The 17,236-nt window shown below is 46.5% G+C and carries 13 protein-coding genes and 1 pseudogene; 11 read left to right on the top strand and 3 right to left on the bottom strand.

Annotated features, from left to right (window positions below):
• Positions 1–63: 63 nt before the first annotated feature.
• Positions 64–2,067: an exoribonuclease II gene (gene rnb / locus ACWPOD_RS04605; protein ID WP_301580069.1), complete on the bottom strand. Its 2,004-nt coding sequence runs from the start codon at positions 2,065–2,067 to the stop codon at positions 64–66.
• 413 nt (positions 2,068–2,480) lie between these two features.
• Here rnb and ACWPOD_RS04600 point away from each other — a divergent pair, with 413 nt between their 5' ends.
• Entirely contained in the window at positions 2,481–4,415 is a 1,935-nt protein-coding gene (locus ACWPOD_RS04600; RefSeq protein ID WP_012842482.1) for a DEAD/DEAH box helicase, read from the top strand.
• Positions 4,416–4,488: 73 nt separating this feature from the next.
• On the opposite strand, the gene ACWPOD_RS04595 is transcribed toward ACWPOD_RS04600, so the two are convergent.
• Positions 4,489–6,027 (bottom strand): putative bifunctional diguanylate cyclase/phosphodiesterase, encoded by a 1,539-nt coding sequence (locus tag ACWPOD_RS04595; protein WP_074189973.1) that lies wholly within the window; start codon positions 6,025–6,027, stop codon positions 4,489–4,491.
• A 363-nt stretch (positions 6,028–6,390) separates the two neighbouring features.
• On the opposite strand from ACWPOD_RS04595, the gene ACWPOD_RS04590 reads away from it, so the two are divergent.
• From ACWPOD_RS04590 to ACWPOD_RS04550, 9 genes and pseudogenes are all read left to right on the top strand, one after another.
• The gene (locus ACWPOD_RS04590; RefSeq protein ID WP_006742422.1) at positions 6,391–7,584 is read left to right on the top strand and encodes an acetate/propionate family kinase; all 1,194 of its coding nucleotides are present in this window, start codon (positions 6,391–6,393) and stop codon (positions 7,582–7,584) included.
• A gap of 354 nt (positions 7,585–7,938) precedes the next feature.
• Positions 7,939–8,718, top strand: a pseudogene (locus ACWPOD_RS04585) (PAS domain-containing protein); the annotation flags it as partial.
• Complete coding sequence (locus ACWPOD_RS04580; RefSeq protein ID WP_370687804.1) at positions 8,716–9,252, top strand: methyl-accepting chemotaxis protein; 537 nt, start codon at positions 8,716–8,718, stop codon at positions 9,250–9,252. The pseudogene ACWPOD_RS04585 and the gene ACWPOD_RS04580, both read left to right, overlap by 3 nt.
• A gap of 290 nt (positions 9,253–9,542) precedes the next feature.
• Complete coding sequence (locus ACWPOD_RS04575; protein WP_005391019.1) at positions 9,543–10,145, top strand: ABC transporter permease; 603 nt, start codon at positions 9,543–9,545, stop codon at positions 10,143–10,145.
• Between the two features lie 24 nt (positions 10,146–10,169).
• On the top strand, positions 10,170–11,339 hold the full coding sequence (locus ACWPOD_RS04570) for an ABC transporter ATP-binding protein (protein WP_046873661.1): 1,170 nt from the start codon (positions 10,170–10,172) through the stop codon (positions 11,337–11,339).
• Positions 11,336–12,070, top strand: coding sequence for an ABC transporter permease (locus ACWPOD_RS04565; RefSeq protein WP_006742426.1), 735 nt, complete (start codon positions 11,336–11,338; stop codon positions 12,068–12,070). The genes ACWPOD_RS04570 and ACWPOD_RS04565 overlap by 4 nt, the downstream gene beginning before the upstream one ends.
• Before the next feature lie 35 nt (positions 12,071–12,105).
• Positions 12,106–12,987 (top strand): glycine betaine ABC transporter substrate-binding protein, encoded by an 882-nt coding sequence (locus tag ACWPOD_RS04560; protein ID WP_456231595.1) that lies wholly within the window; start codon positions 12,106–12,108, stop codon positions 12,985–12,987.
• Between the two features lie 4 nt (positions 12,988–12,991).
• Positions 12,992–13,828, top strand: a complete 837-nt coding sequence (locus tag ACWPOD_RS04555; protein WP_237311161.1) for a nitrilase-related carbon-nitrogen hydrolase — start codon at positions 12,992–12,994, stop codon at positions 13,826–13,828.
• Between the two features lie 14 nt (positions 13,829–13,842).
• A complete protein-coding gene (locus ACWPOD_RS04550; protein ID WP_456231594.1) occupies positions 13,843–15,192 on the top strand; it encodes an MmgE/PrpD family protein in 1,350 nt (449 codons plus the stop codon).
• Positions 15,193–15,229: 37 nt separating this feature from the next.
• Here ACWPOD_RS04550 and ACWPOD_RS04545 read toward each other — a convergent pair whose 3' ends face one another.
• A complete protein-coding gene (locus ACWPOD_RS04545) occupies positions 15,230–16,186 on the bottom strand; it encodes a GlxA family transcriptional regulator (RefSeq protein WP_182033584.1) in 957 nt (318 codons plus the stop codon).
• A 154-nt stretch (positions 16,187–16,340) separates the two neighbouring features.
• On the opposite strand from ACWPOD_RS04545, the gene ACWPOD_RS04540 reads away from it, so the two are divergent.
• Positions 16,341–17,234, top strand: coding sequence for an alpha/beta hydrolase (locus tag ACWPOD_RS04540; protein ID WP_167418992.1), 894 nt, complete (start codon positions 16,341–16,343; stop codon positions 17,232–17,234).
• Positions 17,235–17,236 lie beyond the last annotated feature (2 nt).

Below are 17,236 nucleotides of genomic sequence, written 5' to 3'. Positions count from 1 at the left end.
TATCATTTTTACATAACAAATAAAAAAGGCGCTCAATAGAGCGCCTTTTAACTTCATTCGGTATTATTCACTTACAGTCTGTTCTGCTTGTGCTGCTGGTTGTTCAGCAAATACCTGGGTTGGCTTTGCAACTAAACTACGGTTCTCTAGGTTTACGTCCGCAAGGACAATTTCCAATGTATCACCAAGTTTGTATACGACCTCTTTATCGATAGAGATGGTACCGTTGTCGCCATTGCACTCAATTCTTTCTTTATTATCAAGAATTAGTGCACCAGGAATAAAGGCTGCTGCGCCATTTTCGAGAAGTCGGACACGTGCACCTGCACGATTAATATCGAAAATCTCACCTGTGAAACAAGTTTTCTTGTTCGGCTCATCAGCAAGCGTACGTGCATATAACCAATCTGAGACATTTCGCTCAGCAATTTTATGATGTTTACGGTGCAGAGCTAGTTCTTCACCGACTTGATCATCAGGTTTTTGCACTGGCTCTTTGCCTAGGATGACGGCCTTCAACATGCGGTGGTTGATCATATCGCCGTACTTACGAATTGGTGATGTCCAAGTCGCATAGATATCCAGCCCCATAGCGTAATGAGGAAGAGGCTGATTACCTACTTCACTGTAGGCTTGGAACTTACGAATACGATTATCAAGGTAAGAGGTTTCTTGCGCAGCCAACCAGCGACGCAATGCAGCAAAGCCTTCTAGAGTGGTAATTGACTCCGCTGTGAATTCCAGTGCACCTTCTGGATTGACAAGTTGAACCACTTCTTCAATCTTCTCAGTCTTAATGCCAGCGTGAGTATTGAAAACACCTGTTTCAAATTTATCGCGCAGTGTACGACCAGCACAGATGTTTGCGGTAATCATTGACTCTTCAACCAAGCGATTTGCACTGCGGCGCATATCTGCATGGATAGCAACCACATCGTTGTCTTCACTCAGCTCAAAACGGTAGTCAGGACGGTCTGGGAAGACCACTGCGTTTTTCTCACGCCATTCTGCGCGAGCAAGGGAAAAGTCGTAAAGGTCACGAACGATTGTCGCGATCTCTTCAGATGGTTGCCATGCTTCTGAGCTGCCGTTTTCTAGCCAATCAGACACGTGATCGTATGCTAAGCGTGCGTGTGATTTGATGTTTGCTGCAAAGAACTTGATATCGTCGCCAATTACGCCGTCTTTATTTACGGTTACGGTACAGCAAATAGCAGGGCGGATTTCGCCTTCAATCAGAGAGCATAGGTTGTCTGCTAGATCGCGAGGCAGCATTGGAATATTGCGGCCCGGAAGATAAATAGTATAGCCACGCTCACGTGCTACTTTATCCATTTCATCTTCTGGTGTGATGTAGGCGGTTGGATCTGCGATAGCGATTGTCAGTTCGAAATCGCCAGATTCGGTTTTCTTCGCGTACAGCGCATCGTCCATATCTTTGGTTGATTCACCATCGATAGTCACGAACGGAACGTGTGTCATGTCTACGCGTTCTAGATCGGCGTCGTCTTTCAGTTCCCAGTTCTCGATGCCTGCTGGCTCAGAGTTTGGTAGATCGTTTTGAGCAAGCGTTACCCACCAAGGTGCAATTTTGTCGTTCGCGTCTGTTATTTTTTCAGAAATCTCTACGAAGAAAGAGTTATCGCCTTTTAGAGGGTGGCGAATAAGATGTGCGACAACCCAATCTCCCTCAGCGAACTCGTCAGGTTTTAGACCTTTCTTTAGTTTCGCTTTAAGAGAAAGCTTTTTAAGCTGTGGGTGATCAGGTGCTACGTTTAGCTTGCCTTTGAACATTTTGACTCGACCAATAAAGCGAGTCACGGCTTGTTCTAACAGCTCTTGTGGCTCTGCAACTTCGCGTTCATTTTCTGTGCGGATAATGGCGACGACTTTGTCACCGTGCATGCACTTTTTCATGTACGCAGGTGGGATGAAGAAGCTAGTCTTGCTGTCCACTTCCAAAAAGCCAAAGCCTTTATCTGTGGCTTTTATTGAGCCTTCTTTTTTCGGCAGGTTTTCTTGGATTTGCTGCTTAAGCTGAGCGAGTAGTGGGTTATCTTGAAACATCTTTTCTTAAATTACCTATGGAGTTGGGCACACTATAATCATTGCGAGCTATTATTACTACCTGTGGAGCGCAATTTCGCCGTGAATTTTGCTGATCGAATTGCAGGAAATCGGCTTAAATATTGATGAAAAACTCATCTGCGAGCTGCGCAAATCTACGGGGAATGGTGGGGATGGTGGAAAAATATGCTAAAAATGCCATTATTGAGAATAAATTGTGATGTAATTCAATTTTTTCTGGCTTTTTTTATGCTTTTAAGGAATAATCCGCCTCCCTTAGTCGTCCCTAATGGCTTATCGCGGTTGTGTACTGTGCTGTGTTCCTGTCTGAATGGAATCAGTAACTGGATGAATCAGTATCGAATTGGAAGAGCATATGGGACTGTTTTTTTGTTTAATTAAGTAGGATCCCAATGCAAGATTCTGTTATTCAATTCAGCGATTTATCTCTGAATGATTCTATCCTTTCTGCTCTAGACGGAATGGGTTTCGTGTCACCAACTCCAATTCAGGCTGCGGCAATCCCACACCTGTTGGAAGGTGCTGACGCGCTGGGTAAAGCTCAAACAGGTACAGGTAAAACGGCAGCGTTCTCTCTGCCTCTTCTAAATAAGATCGATCTCAACCAACGTAAACCACAAGCTATCGTTCTTGCGCCAACGCGTGAGTTAGCGATCCAGGTTGCGGCTGAAATGAAAAACCTTGGTAAGAACATCAAGGGTCTTAAAGTTTTAGAGATTTACGGTGGTGCTTCTATCGTAGATCAGATGCGTGCTCTTAAGAGCGGTGCACAAGTTATCGTTGGTACTCCAGGTCGTGTTCAAGACCTTATCAACCGTGAACGTCTACACCTAGATGAAGTAAACACGTTTGTACTAGACGAAGCTGACGAAATGCTAAACATGGGTTTCGTTGATGACGTTACTGCGATCATGGAACACGCACCAGAGTCTGCTCAACGCGTTCTATTCTCTGCAACAATGCCTCCGATGCTTAAGAAAATCGTTGAGCGTTTCCTACGTGAGCCTGTAATGGTTGACGTTGCTGGTAAGAACCACACTGTAGACAAAGTTCAACAGCAGTTCTGGGTAGTGAAGGGTGTAGAGAAAGATGAAGCGATGTCTCGTCTTCTTGAAACGGAAGAAACTGACGCGTCAATCGTCTTCGTACGTACTCGTCAAGACACTGAGCGTCTAGCTGATTGGCTATCTGCACGTGGCTTTAAAGCGGCAGCTCTGCACGGTGACATTCCTCAGTCTCTACGTGAGCGTACTGTTGATCACATCAAACAAGGTGTTATCGACATCCTAGTTGCAACTGACGTTGTTGCACGTGGCCTTGACGTTCCACGTATTACACACGTATTCAACTACGACATCCCATTCGATGTTGAGTCTTACATCCACCGTATCGGTCGTACTGGCCGTGCTGGACGTAAAGGTAAAGCGATCCTTCTTGTTCGCACTAACCAAATCCGTATGCTTCGCACTATCGAGCGCGTAACTAAGTCATCTATGGAAGAGATTCAACTTCCTCTACGTGACCAAGTTGCTGAAGCTCGTCTAGCTAAGCTAGGCGCTGAGCTTGAAGCAGAGAAAGAGCACAAAGCTCTAGACAAATTTGCTGAGCTAGTAGAGAAACTACAAACTTCTCTAGACATCGACCCAGCAACGCTTGCTGCTATGCTTCTTAAGCGCCAGCAAGGTAAACGTCCTCTGTTCTACATTGGCGAAGATCCAATGGTTGAAGCGATTGAGCGTGATAAGCAACGCCGCAAAGAGCGCCGTGAAGGTGGTCGTGACGGCGGTCGTAACTTCAACAACCAAGATTGGGATACTTACCAGCTTCAAGTTGGTCGCGAGCAAGGTGTTCAAGTTAAAGACATCGTTGGTGCTCTAGCGAACGAACTAGGTCTAGGTAAAGGCTCTATCGGTGCGATCAAGCTGGCACAAGGCCACACATTCGTTCAGCTACCAAAAGCAATGACTTCTGAAGCTGCGGGCAAGCTAAGCAAACTACGTATCCGTCAACAAGATGTTGGTGCTGTAGTATGTGACTTCGATGACTTCCGAGAGTCTCGTGGTGGTCGCCGTGACGGTGGTCGTCGCGATGGCGGTCGTCGTGATGGCGGCGGTTACCGTGGCAACCGCGAAGGCGGTAACCGTGGTGGTGATCGTCGTGAAGGCGGTCGTCGCGAAGGTGGCTTCCGTGGTAACCGTGACGGCAACCGCGATGGTAACCGTGAGGGTGGCGAACGTCGCTTCGATCGTAACCGTGGTGGTGATCACCGTGGTAACCACCGTGGTGAGCGTGGTCACGGCCGTGGTCGTCGCACTCAAGAAGCATAATCACGAATCAGTGATTAGAGCAATTGATTAAATTGCCGCAAGAATTGAAAGCCGAGCGAAATGCTCGGCTTTTTTATGCGCGTCGAATACGGCTTTGCTTTTCGTCGTGCTCATTTACCCAGCTAATGACTTCGTTTAAGGGGAGGGCTGGGCAGAACAAGTAGCCCTGAATGATGTCGCAGCCACGACTGCGTAAAAAGTGCAGTGTATCCATGTCTTGAACGCCTTCTGCGACGACTGAATACCCTAGGCCATGCGCTAACGCTATTGTGTTCTCAACGATAGAGCGGGTGCCCTCTGTCCGGCTTGCGGTACAAAGAAATGATCGGTCGATTTTAATTTGATCAACTGGGAGATCTCTCAAAAGCGACAGAGATGAATACCCGGTGCCAAAGTCGTCCAAGCTGATCTTAATACCCAATCCTTTGATTTGGTGAATTAGGGGGTTGAGCTCAACAACTCTATCAATCGCCATCGTTTCAGTAATCTCTAAGCTTATAAGGTCAGCAAATTGAGGGTTTACCTTGAGCAGTGTTTCCAAGCGGTTAAACAATAAATTAGACGAGAGATCTTTTGCAGATAAGTTAACGTGGACAGGAAGCTTGATGTCTTTTTCTATAAAGGTCTGGAGATCTTTTTCAACTTGGTTTAGGACCCACATGGTGATGTTGTGCACTTGATTACTTCGCTCCGCGATGGGGATGAAGTCGTTAGGCGAAATCGTTTTACCATTTTCATCATGCCAACGGATCACGGCTTCAAAGCCGACAGCTAAGTTAGTATGTGCGTCAATCAACGGTTGGTAGTATAGCTGGAACTCCTCTTTTTCCAGCGCACATTGAATACGAGAAGAGATTTCGAGCTGGTATTTGGCCCCGACGTTCATGTCCTCATTATAAAATGCAAAGAGATTGCCATTTCGTTTGGCGTGATACATGGCAATGTCCGCATGCTTTATCAATAGATCATTGGACAGAGCGTCATAAGGGTAGGTACTGACACCGAAAACAACGCGGGAAGAGACTTGAAACTCATCTAAATGGAAGCGATTAGACAGTGCCGAATCTAACTCTTCGATGAGACTTTTGCCTGTTTCCTCGCATGCTGACGAGGTGAGGATGACAAATTCATCGCCACCAACGCGGAAAATTTTGTCACTGCCTTTAAGTTTCTCTTGGAGACGTTGCCCAATTTGAATCAGCAGTTGGTCTCCACAAAAGTGTCCCATAGCATCGTTGACTTGTTTAAAGTTAACGACATCGAAAAGGATCACTGAGAAAGGGTCTCCAGACTGTATTCTATCTTCGATTAACTCAAAGCAGTATTTACGGTTAGGGAGTCCAGTAAGTGCGTCGTGAACGGCATTACGCTTCTCTTTTTCAGCAACGGTATGAAGTTCTAGTATGGAGTCGTTGCTCCATTTGATAACCAGCACCACAAAAATGCTGCCACCGAATAGAATGAGAGAAACTCCGGTTTCCAAGAGGGAAGCGATAGGTTTTTGCATTATAGCGTGTAAAAAAGCGGCATACGCAAAAATGAAACAGCTGATTAACAACAATAGGAAAGTCCACCCGGGTACATCAGTTCTCGAGCAGATGTTTTTTGTCATCTGCCATCCCCAGCAGAGCAAAATTAAACCTAAGATCACTAATAGAAATGCAATAGTGGGCACATTATTACCCCGATTTATTGATTGGTTTATTATTTTTGTTCACCCAATAAACAACGTAGCTCATATCTCTGAATTTGTACAAATTGACCTATTCATAAATTATGTTTAACAAGTCATATTTTTTAGTCTTCAAATAAAATCAAAACTTGCTACAGATCAACAAAATTTGTTCAATCAAATCGCTTTTACTAAAAGATTGTTGAAAGATTAAAAAATTATTGAATAATAGAGGGGCAAACAAGAAGTACGCAGCGCACAAGCGCTATTACAACCTCTGCTCTACAACAGGATAACTATTTCATGTCTAATTCGTTTGTACTGGTGATCAACTCTGGTAGCTCTTCATTAAAATTTGCTGTTATTGATTCTGAAACCGGTGAAGCTTTGGTATCAGGTATTGGTGAGTGTTTTGGCCTACCTGAAGCTGAAATCAGTTGGAAATATCAGGGAGAAAAAACCGTTGAAGCAATTCCTGCTGGCGGTAACCATCATCAGTACGCTGTTGAGCGAGTGGTAAAACTACTCGAGACTTTGGGTTTGAGCTCAAAATTTGTAGCTGTAGGCCACCGCATTGTTGCAGGTGGCGAAACCTTTAAAGGCACAGTAAAAGTCGATGAAAAAGTTATTCAAGAAGTTGAGCGTCTTGCTGAGCTAGCGCCACTTCATAACAAAGCGAATGCAGAAGGCATGCGAGCAGCAATGGCAGCATTCCCTTCACTGCCTCAATTCGCTGTGTTTGATACTGCTTTCCACCAAACAATGCCTGCCAAAGCGTTTATGTACGCGCTTCCTTACGAGCTTTACGAAGAGCATAAAGTACGTCGTTACGGTGCTCACGGCACAAGCCACTACTACGTAAGCCGTGAAGCAGCGAAAATGCTAGATAAGCCGGTTGAAGAAAGCAGCTTTATCACCGTGCACTTAGGTAATGGTGCATCAGTGAGTGCGGTTAAAAATGGCGAATGTGTTGATACAAGTATGGGTTTGACGCCGTTAGCTGGCCTAATGATGGGTACTCGTTGTGGTGACCTCGACCCAAGTGTTATCGAGTTCCTTTTCCGTAAAGGTTGGGAAAAAGACGAAGTGTTCGAGATGATGAACAAGAAGTCAGGCTTCTTAGGTGTATCCGGTGTAACAAGTGACGCACGTGGTGTACTAGAAGCCATGGAAGCGGGTAACTCACGTGCGAAGTTGGCATTTGAAATCTTCACTTACCGCGTTGCGAAATACATTACTTCTTACCTAGCTGCTCTGGATTCATTAGACGGCATCATCTTCACTGGTGGTATTGGTGAAAACTCACTACCAATTCGTCGTGAAATCTTGAAAAACCTGAAACTGCTAGGTTTTGTTGAAGATGAGAAAGGCAACGAAGATGCAAGATTTGGCAACGCAGGTGTTATTGCAACATCTGAGCTGCTCGGTGCGAAAGCACTAGTTATTCCTACCAATGAAGAGTGGGTAATCGCTCAACAGTCGGTGGAACTGCTGTAAAACGGCAAAAATTTTGGGAACTAAGTCAAAGCCCTTTCCTTTATGGAAAGGGCTTTTTTTGATCCAAATACATCCTTTCTCCATACAACTATCCGCATTAATACGGATCTCTAATAGCTGCCAATTGCCTTGATATTGATAAATATATAAACAACTTGGGCGGTGAATAAATTTCAGTATACTGCGCTTAAGTCATACCAAAGAAAAATAGCCTTATGTCATGTAGGTGTCTCAGCTCGGAGACAGGAATTGCGTTTGAAGAACGAACAAACGAAATCGTATCTTTGCAGGCTATTGGGCATATAAATAATAAACCGTTGACTAGTTCGAAGATTAGTCAAATGAGAGAAAGTTATGTTTTTTAATAAGTCGCTTCAGCAAGAAAACCAACGATTAAAGCAGGATCTGCAACGCTTGCAGCAAATCCAACACAGTTTAGATGAAGAAATGCTTCGCTTAACGCTGGATAAGAAAGGCTGCATTACCTCTGTAAATACAAAATTTCAGCAACAACTCTTTTTCACTGATGCGGATATTTTAGCGAAACCGATTACCGAGTTGGTTCCATCAAATTCGCGCAATACAGAGCACTTTCATCGAATGAAGAGAGCCGTTCAAGACAAAGTATTTTGGAATGGCGCGATGCAAGTACTTAAAGGCAACGGCGAAGAAGCGTGGTTACGAACGGTTATCCAGCCTGTTTTAAACGAACATCAAGAAGTCGAAAGCTTTTTTGTGTTTGCTTCTGAGCTTACGCGAACGATCAAAGCATCGCGTGAGCAAGAGGACATGCTGAATGCGTTGAGCCGTTCTATGGCGGTTATTGAGTTCACGTTAGATGGTAATGTATTAAAGGCCAATGATAATTTCCTTAGTACGATGGGTTATACACTGGATCAAATTAAAGGAAAGCATCATCGTATGTTCTGCGATCAGGAAGAGGCTGGTTCTGAAGCTTATCGCGAGTTCTGGCAACGTTTGGCAAAAGGACAGTTTGCTTCAGACCGGTTTAAGCGAGTTAACCGTTACGGTGAAGAGGTATGGTTAGAAGCCTCCTATAACCCTATCCGTAACGATAGAGGAGAGCTCTACAAGGTAGTCAAGTTCGCGACCGACATCACCCAGCAGGTGATGCAAGAGCAGCAAATGGCTCAGGCTGCGCAATTGGCTAATGAAGTTTCTCAAGAGACCGGAACACAAACACTGCAAGGTCAGCAAGTGATAGGTTCGACGCTAGAAAAGGTGCAAACACTGTCTGACCAGATGCAGCAAGCGAATACGGCCATTGACGAGCTCAAAGCGCACTCATCACGCATTAGTGAACTGGTTAATAGCATCAGTGGTATTGCAGACCAAACTAACTTACTAGCGTTAAATGCGGCGATAGAAGCAGCTCGCGCGGGTGAGCATGGTAGAGGCTTTGCCGTTGTTGCTGACGAGGTCAGACAGCTTGCCACAAGAACCAATGCGACCACTGATGAAATTGTCACAATGGTAACTGAAAACTTAGAGCGAACCGATAATGCTGTCCAACTGATCGCCAAATGCCAAAAAGAAGCACTAGATACGCTAGAGCTTTCAGAAAAAGCGGGGAATGTGATGAACGAAATACAAGATGGCGCTAGCCGTGTCGTAGAGGCTGTGGAGCAATTTAACCGCTCATTGTAGTTGGTTCTTCGTGCTATCAATGGCTGTTTTCAGTTCCGATATAATCAACTTGTTTACTACTGCGGCTCATCGCCAATAAAGCGCTTTTTTTGGTGATGAGAAAGCTAATTATTTCCCTCCTTAATATTTCGTATTTCTATCTTAACGTGTCGCTATTTTACAACACTGTTAATAAAAAGTAGCGTAATTTAATCTCCTGTTAACTTGGTTGCGAATCACAGTTGGGGGAGACCTACTTGGACTTACTAAATTTCACCATAGATAACTTAGCGCTGCTAGGTACGCTTACCATGGAGCACATCTCTTTGGTCGCTCTGGCTGTTGGGCTTGCCATCCTAACTGGCGTACCTATCGGCATTCTTATCACACAAAATGAGCGCGTTGCGAAAGTGGTGCTTTACGTAGCGTCCATCATTATCACCATTCCTTCAATCGCACTGTTTGGTTTGATGATTCCTCTCTTATCGACCATTGGTCATGGGATTGGCTACGTGCCCGCCGTGATTACCGTACTGCTTTATTCTCAGCTGCCTATTATTCGCAACACTTATACCGCGATTCACAACGTAGAACCGTCACTCCGAGAGGCAGCTCGCGGCATCGGGATGACGCCTTTTCAGCGTTTGAAAATGGTGGAAATTCCATTGGCGATTCCGGTGATTATGGCGGGTGTGAGAACGGCAGTAGTAATGAATATTGGCGTTATGGCGATCGCCGCGTATATCGGAGCAGGAGGGTTGGGCGTGTTTATCAGCCGTGGCATCTCGCAAAGTGATCCTCGACAACTGATCGTTGGTGCCATCGCCGTCAGCCTTCTGGCTATCATCGCGGATTACGGATTGATTCGACTACAAAAAAGATTAACGCCACCGGGCCTGACAGCAGCTCGATAAAGGATAAATAATAGGGACATTCAAATGATCAAAATTGACAAGCTAACCAAAATTTTTGAAACGCCTAATGGCCCGGTGACTGCCGCAGATCACATTGAGATGGAAGTTCCCAGTGGTGAAATTTGTGTGTTACTTGGCCCGTCCGGTTGTGGCAAAACCACAACGCTGAAAATGGTCAACCGAATTATTCCCGCGACATCGGGCAAGATCTATCTTGGTGGTGAAGATACTTCTGGGATGGATACAGTCACTCTGCGCCGCAATATCGGTTATGTTATTCAGCAAATTGGCTTATTTCCCAACATGACGATCGGCGAAAACATCGCGGTGGTTCCCAAGTTATTAGGATGGGATAAGGCAAGATACATGACGCGTGCAAAAGAGCTATTGGAGATGGTGGCTCTTGATCCTAGTGTCTTCCTTAATCGTTATCCAAATGAGTTGTCTGGCGGACAGCAGCAACGAATTGGTGTTGCCCGAGCTCTAGCTGCGGATCCTCCCGTCATGCTGATGGATGAACCTTTTGGTGCGATTGACCCGATCAACCGTGAAGTAATCCAGGATGAGTTCCTTAAAATGCAGCAAGAGCTCAACAAGACCATCATGTTTGTCAGTCATGACATTGATGAAGCGGTCAAAATGGCCGATAGAATTGCGATTTTCCGTGATGGTCACCTGGTTCAGTACGATACGCCTGACGATTTGCTCGCACACCCGAAAGATGATTTCGTGAAAAACTTTGTCGGAGATGATCGCGCACTTAAACGTCTTCGCTTAGTGACGGCTGAATCCGTCATGCAGACCACTTTTGCGTACGTGAAACCTAACGATACGCTTGCCGACGCCCTAACCAAAATTGACGCGTATGGGTATCGTGACGCCGTGATATTAGTGAATGACCAACACCAACCTATCGGTTATGTGCCAAAAGCTACCGCAATCAATATGAAGGGGTACTGCGGCGAACATTATGTCGGCCTGAAAACAATCGCCCGAACCACGGATGATCTGCGTAAAGTCGCATCGAAGATGTTCACGCACGACATTGTTTGGATGCCGTGTGTTGACGAGAATGGCCGCTTAGTGGGCGAAGTCACACAGCGCGGCATTACCCATTATCTCGGTGCAACTTATCAGCGCGATACCTCTCCTAGTCAGCCGCAGCCATTGCATCAGGCTAAGGAGGCATCGTGACCAATCAGCTTAAACAAACCTACTATTTCGTTTTATTGGCGTGTGTCTTTGCGTTGGGTATTTATTTACAAGGCGCGGGTACGATCGATGATTTTCTTTACTACCAAGAAGACATTGTTTATTTGACGGTTCAGCACATTGAACTGGTGCTGCTGTCTGGTGGATTGGCGATCCTAATCGCGATTCCCGTCGGCGTATTGCTCAGCCGTCCTCGTTTTCAGAAAGTCGCAGAATCGGCGATGCAGGTTTTGAATGTGGGGACCACGATTCCTACTTTAGCCATTCTCGCGCTGGCAATGAGCTTTCTTGGCATTGGCACCGTGCCTGCGGTATTTGGGCTGACGATTGCCTCGTTGTTGCCGATTGTCAGAAACACCTACATTGGACTGAAAGAAGTGCCCGCTCATTTAAAAGAAGCGGCGTCAGGCATTGGTATGACCGAGTTACAAATGTTGTTTCAGGTTGAAATTCCTAATGCGCTGTTCGTCATTTTTGCCGGTATCCGCACGGCGTTAGCTGTCAACGTGGGCACCGTTCCACTGGCCTTCTTAATTGGTGGCGGTGGGTTAGGGGAGCTCATTTTTACCGGTATTGATCTGGATGAACCCATCATGATGCTGGCAGGCGCTATTCCTACAGCGATGCTGGCTATCGCTATCGACAGTGTGGTAGGAGCCGTTTCTTATGTCACTGTACCTAAAGGCTGTAACCCTATTAGAGCTAGACAATAACAATCCTAAAAATTGAACACAGACAGGAGTCAAACATGTTGAAGCAAATTACTCGCCGCTTGCTGGCCGTTGGTGTACTGCTTTCAAGTTTTCACGCATCTGCGGAAATCGTCGTAGGTGGTAAAAACTTTACAGAACAACAGCTTTTAACGGAGATCACGTCTCAATATTTAACCAAAAAAGGCTACGACGTTGATAAACGTTCGGGCATGGGCAGTGCGGTTTTGCGTAAAGCGCAAGAAAACGGACAGATCGATCTTTATTGGGAATATACGGGCACATCACTGATCATTTACAACAAAGTCCAAGACAAGCTCCCAGCAGAGCAAGTGTATCAACGCGTTAAGGAACTGGATGCCAAGAAAGGCCTAGTTTGGCTTAACCCTTCAAAAGCGAACAACACCTACGCGCTCGCTATGCGCAGTGACGATGCGAAACAACGTGGCATCTCAACCTTATCCGACTTCGCCGAGCAAATGCGCCAAGACCCGCCAATGACCATTGCTTTGAATGCGGAATTCTATGCACGAAAAGATGGCTTCCGACCTTTACAGAAAACCTACAAATTCAAAGCTTCACGAGACCAAGTGAAACGCATGGATACGGGGTTAACTTATGATGCGCTGAAAGGGAAAGAAGTCGATGCTGCGCTCGTATTTGCAACAGATGGTCGTATCAAAGCATTTGGTTTTACCGTTTTAACGGATGACAAACAGTTCTTCCCTGATTACGCGATCACTCCTGTGGTTCGCCAAGAAACGCTAGATGCGAACCCAGAGCTTGCCGAGCAAATGAACGCGCTTTCTGCGGCGATCGATGGCGATACGATGTCGACTTTGAATCAACAAGTTGATGTGGAGCGACGTTCGATCTCAGAAGTCGCAAGCCAGTTCCTATCTGAGCATAACTTGGGGTAATACCATGACTATCCTGCAAGTCAGTGTGGCCCAAATCAACGCCCAGTTAGGCGATGTGAATGCCAATCTGAATACTCATCAGGATTACATAAAGCAAGCAGCGGCCTTGGGGTCACAGCTATTGCTGTTTCCTGAACTCTCCTTGACCGGATACCAGCTCCAATCCTCTGTGCGTGAAGTCGCCATGAAGCGTGATGATGCTCGGCTTAAAGAGCTGGCGCAACTTGCACCGCACATGTCCGTGATTGTCGGCTTTGTTGAACAGGCCGCTCCGGGAGAGTACTACAACGCGATGGCTTGGTTGCTCGGTGGTACGGTGGTTGCTGTGCATCGCAAAATCAATTTACCAACCTATGGTGGGCTTGAAGAGGGCAAGTGGTTTCATTCGGGAGACGCAACCACCAGCGTGTCTCTTGATGATAATTGGCGAGGCTCGGTTTTAATTTGCGCCGATTTATGGAATCCACCTTTGGTTCATTGCGCGCTACTCGATAAGCCTGAAATCTTGCTCGCGCCGATCAACTCGGCCAGCAGTATTGTCAGTAAAGATTTTTCCAATGAAGACAACTGGTTGGTTAACGTTAAATTTTATGCGGTGCTCTACGGAACTCCAGTTTTGATGGCCAACCGTTACGGGCCAGAGGGCGAAGCGTGGTTTTGGGGAGGAAGCTGTATTTTGTCTGCAACGGGCGAGCTCTTGGCGCAGGCAGAAGACGGTGAAACCTTGATAACTGCGACCTTGTCATTGGACGATATTGATAAAGCCAGATTCGAGCTGCCTACCATGCGAGACAGCAATACACCATTGATCACAACGCTATTGTCGAAGGCAAAACGCTAAAACTGGAGCAGTAGATGATGCAATCTATTCATCGATTTATTCACGAATTAACCTTTGAACAGCTTCCTGCTGACGTTATTGAACAAGCGAAATATTGCGTCTTGGATTTGTTAGGTGTCGCTGCAGCTGGTAAAGCGACGCAGCTGCAAAATATGGTAGCCAAACTCGCGCAGAAGCAGTTTGCCGGCGATACGCCGATGCTGTTTTCTGATCACACGGCCAGTGGTTGTGGGGCGACTCTATATGGCGGCATGTTGATTGACAGTATGGACGCGCACGACGGCCAAGTCCTGACGAAAGGCCATGTAGGCGTTGCTGTTTTGCCGGGGCTGCTCGCCAGTATGCATGAGTCAGCAGTTACGGGAGAAGAGTTATTAACGTCCCTCGCCATTGGCTACGAAATAGCAACTCGCGCCGGAATCGCGCTGCATCAAACCGCTTGTGACTACCATACTTCTGGTGCTTGGAATGCGCTGGGCGTCGCCGCAGTATCTGCAAGAAGAAAAGAATTAACGGAGGCACAAACAGGGCATGCGCTCGGCATTGCTGAGTTTTATGGTCCACGCAGCCAAATGATGCGTTGTATTGAACATCCAACCATGCTCAAAGACGGCTCTGGCTGGGGAGCAATGGCGGGCTTTGCCAGTGCAGAGCTGGCAGAAGAAGGATTTACTGGCGCGCCAGCCGTGACTCTGCTGGACCAACAAACTCACGCTTTGTGGGCAGATTTAGGGCAGCGCTGGTATATTCTGGAGCAATACTTTAAACCGTATCCGGTTTGTCGTTGGGCTCAACCTGCGGTTGAAGCGGTGAGAGCACTGCAACAAGAAAATAAACTAAAACCTGATGAGATTGAACTTATCGAAGTTCACAGCTTTCACCAGGCGGTGTGCCTGCATACCAAGCGCCCTGAGACAACCGAGCAGGCTCAGTACAGTTTGCCATTTTCAGTCGCGAGTGCGGTCATGGATAATACGGTCACGGTAGAAGCCGTTACCAAAGGACTGAAAGATCCTGCTCGCTTGGCAATTACGGAGCGGATGAAGTTAATTGAAGAGCCTGCTTACAATGATAAGTTTCCAGCCGAACGCTGGGCGCATGTCGTGGTGACGTTGAAAAATGGCGACAAACTGACTTCGCCTCCCTGTATTGCGCGAGGTAATCCTGAAAATCCGCTCAGTCGAGACGAGATGCAAGGTAAGTTTCGCACTTTGGCAGAGAAAGAATTGTCCGCTTCGCGCGTGTCAGCGATAGAAGAGGGCTGTTTGCAACTTGATAAAGCCAGTAAAGATCAGGTACTTGCTTGGCTATCACTGCTTTACCAAGGCACTTTGTCTGATAAGCCGTCTGACACATCACGATGAGATCGAAGAGATCGAACTTCTTTTCTCTTACTCAATCTTAAGTTAAACGTCGCTCTTCACGCGGCGTTTTTTCATAGCGTTTTTTGTAGCAGCGCGCAAAATACGATGTAGAACTGAACCCACAAGCGGTACTGATTTGAGTAATGGACAACATGGTTTGCAACAACAAATGTTGAGCGCGCTCTAGGCGCAGTTGAAGGTAGTAATTGCCTGGTTTGTCTTGCAAGTATTGCAAAAATAACCTTTCCATCTGCCTGACCGATAACCCTACTTGCTCGCCAATTTCATAGCACTTTAGCGGCTCTTCCATGTTGGCTTCCATGATCTCTACAGCGTCGAGCAGGCGCGGGTGGCGGATGTTGTGCTTACGGATTAACGACATCCGCTGTTTATCATGCGCTGGTCGAATCGCAGGGTGAATGCATTGCTCTGCCACTTGATTCGCCAAGTCACTCCCATGTTGGTTTGTAATTAAATGAAGCATCATATCCAAACCGGCTAAGCCGCCCGAACAAGTTGGTGTGCGTGGGTCGAATTCGTACAACTCACTGGTCACGTTAATGTTTGGAAACTCCTCTGCCAGGCTGTTGGCGGACTCCCAATGCACGGTACACGTTTTGTTTTTTAACAGGCCAGCTTTTGCTAACAACACGCTGCCTGTCGAAGTCGAGCCCACGGCGATGCCTTGACGAAGCGCCTGTTTTAACCACTGATTCACCGAGCCACTCGCAGCAGCAACATGGGCGCCAATACCTGCCACAACCAGCAGCAAGTCTAAATGAGCAATGTTGTTGATTGACTGTGTTGGCGAGAATGAAACGCCATTACTGGCCGACACTTCTTTATCTTCGAATCCATAAATATCCCACTGATACAAATCGCAACCAGCGAGGCGGTTGGCCATTCGAAGAGGTTCGATAACCGCCGAAAAAGAGAGCATCGAAAAATCAGGAATAAGGAAAAAACCAATGCGATACGTGTGTGTCGTTTTCATTCTCTGTGGTCACCAAGTGGGCAGTTCATCTATGTCGTATTTCTGGATAAGAATGTCGCAATTGTTAAATTATTGCTATCAAAATTCGAACATGATGTGACTTAAGACAAGGACTTCTTTGTCGAGCATACACATTCATTTGGACGAGATAATTATGATTGAACAAAAAGCCCCAGTAATTAGTGATGGTCTACGCCTTGATGGCGCTTTCTTTACTGACGAGAACGTTAACAACCCAGACTTACCGATCGTTATTGTCTGCTCAGGCTTTACTGGGCAAAAAAATATTCACCCAGAACGTTACGCGAGAGCCTTAACTGCGAAGGGCTTTACAGTATTCGGATTTGACTACCGTGGCTTTGGTGAATCTGAGGGTATTCGTGAGCGAGTTATTCTGGATGAACAAGTACGCGACATCGCTAATGCGGTTGCGGTTGTGAAACAGCGCGCTAACGAGGAAGGCCGCAAAGTCGTACTGGCTGGCTGGGGCATGGCGGGTGGATTAATTCTTGATGCTTACCGAGTTTGCCAAGATGCGATTGATGGCCTTATCTCCATGAACGGCTTTTATGATGCGGTACGTGTTCAGGTTGCTCAACGTGGCGAGCACGGCTGGAAAGCGTTCCGTCAATTTATGTTAGAAGAGCGTACACGTCTTGCTCTTGGTGGAGAAAAGCAGGGGATTGATCCATTTGAAATCTACCCGCTTGATCCAGTAAGCCGCGAATATGTATTCACTGAACTGGTCAAAGCGCCGGGCTACGGAGTGACATCTGATCTGGACTTTGCGGATTCTCTCATCAATTTCAAACCGGAAGCTCTACTGGACGAGCGATTTGCAGACGCGCCAATCTTGATTGCGCACGGTGCAGAAAACGACCTTCACCCAGTGACCGAAGCAAAGTCGCTGTACGCGAAATACCCTGGGCCGAAATCTCTATTCTTACTGCCGGAAGGTGGTCACACCGAGTGGATGTTGGACGACGATCCTAAGTTTATTCAGTTCTCTGGCGTGATCGCGAACTGGTTGAGTGAGAACTTCAGTTAAGT

This window comes from Vibrio sp. JZG120 (genome assembly GCF_053890955.1).
This window is presented reverse-complemented; position numbering and strand designations above follow the sequence as displayed.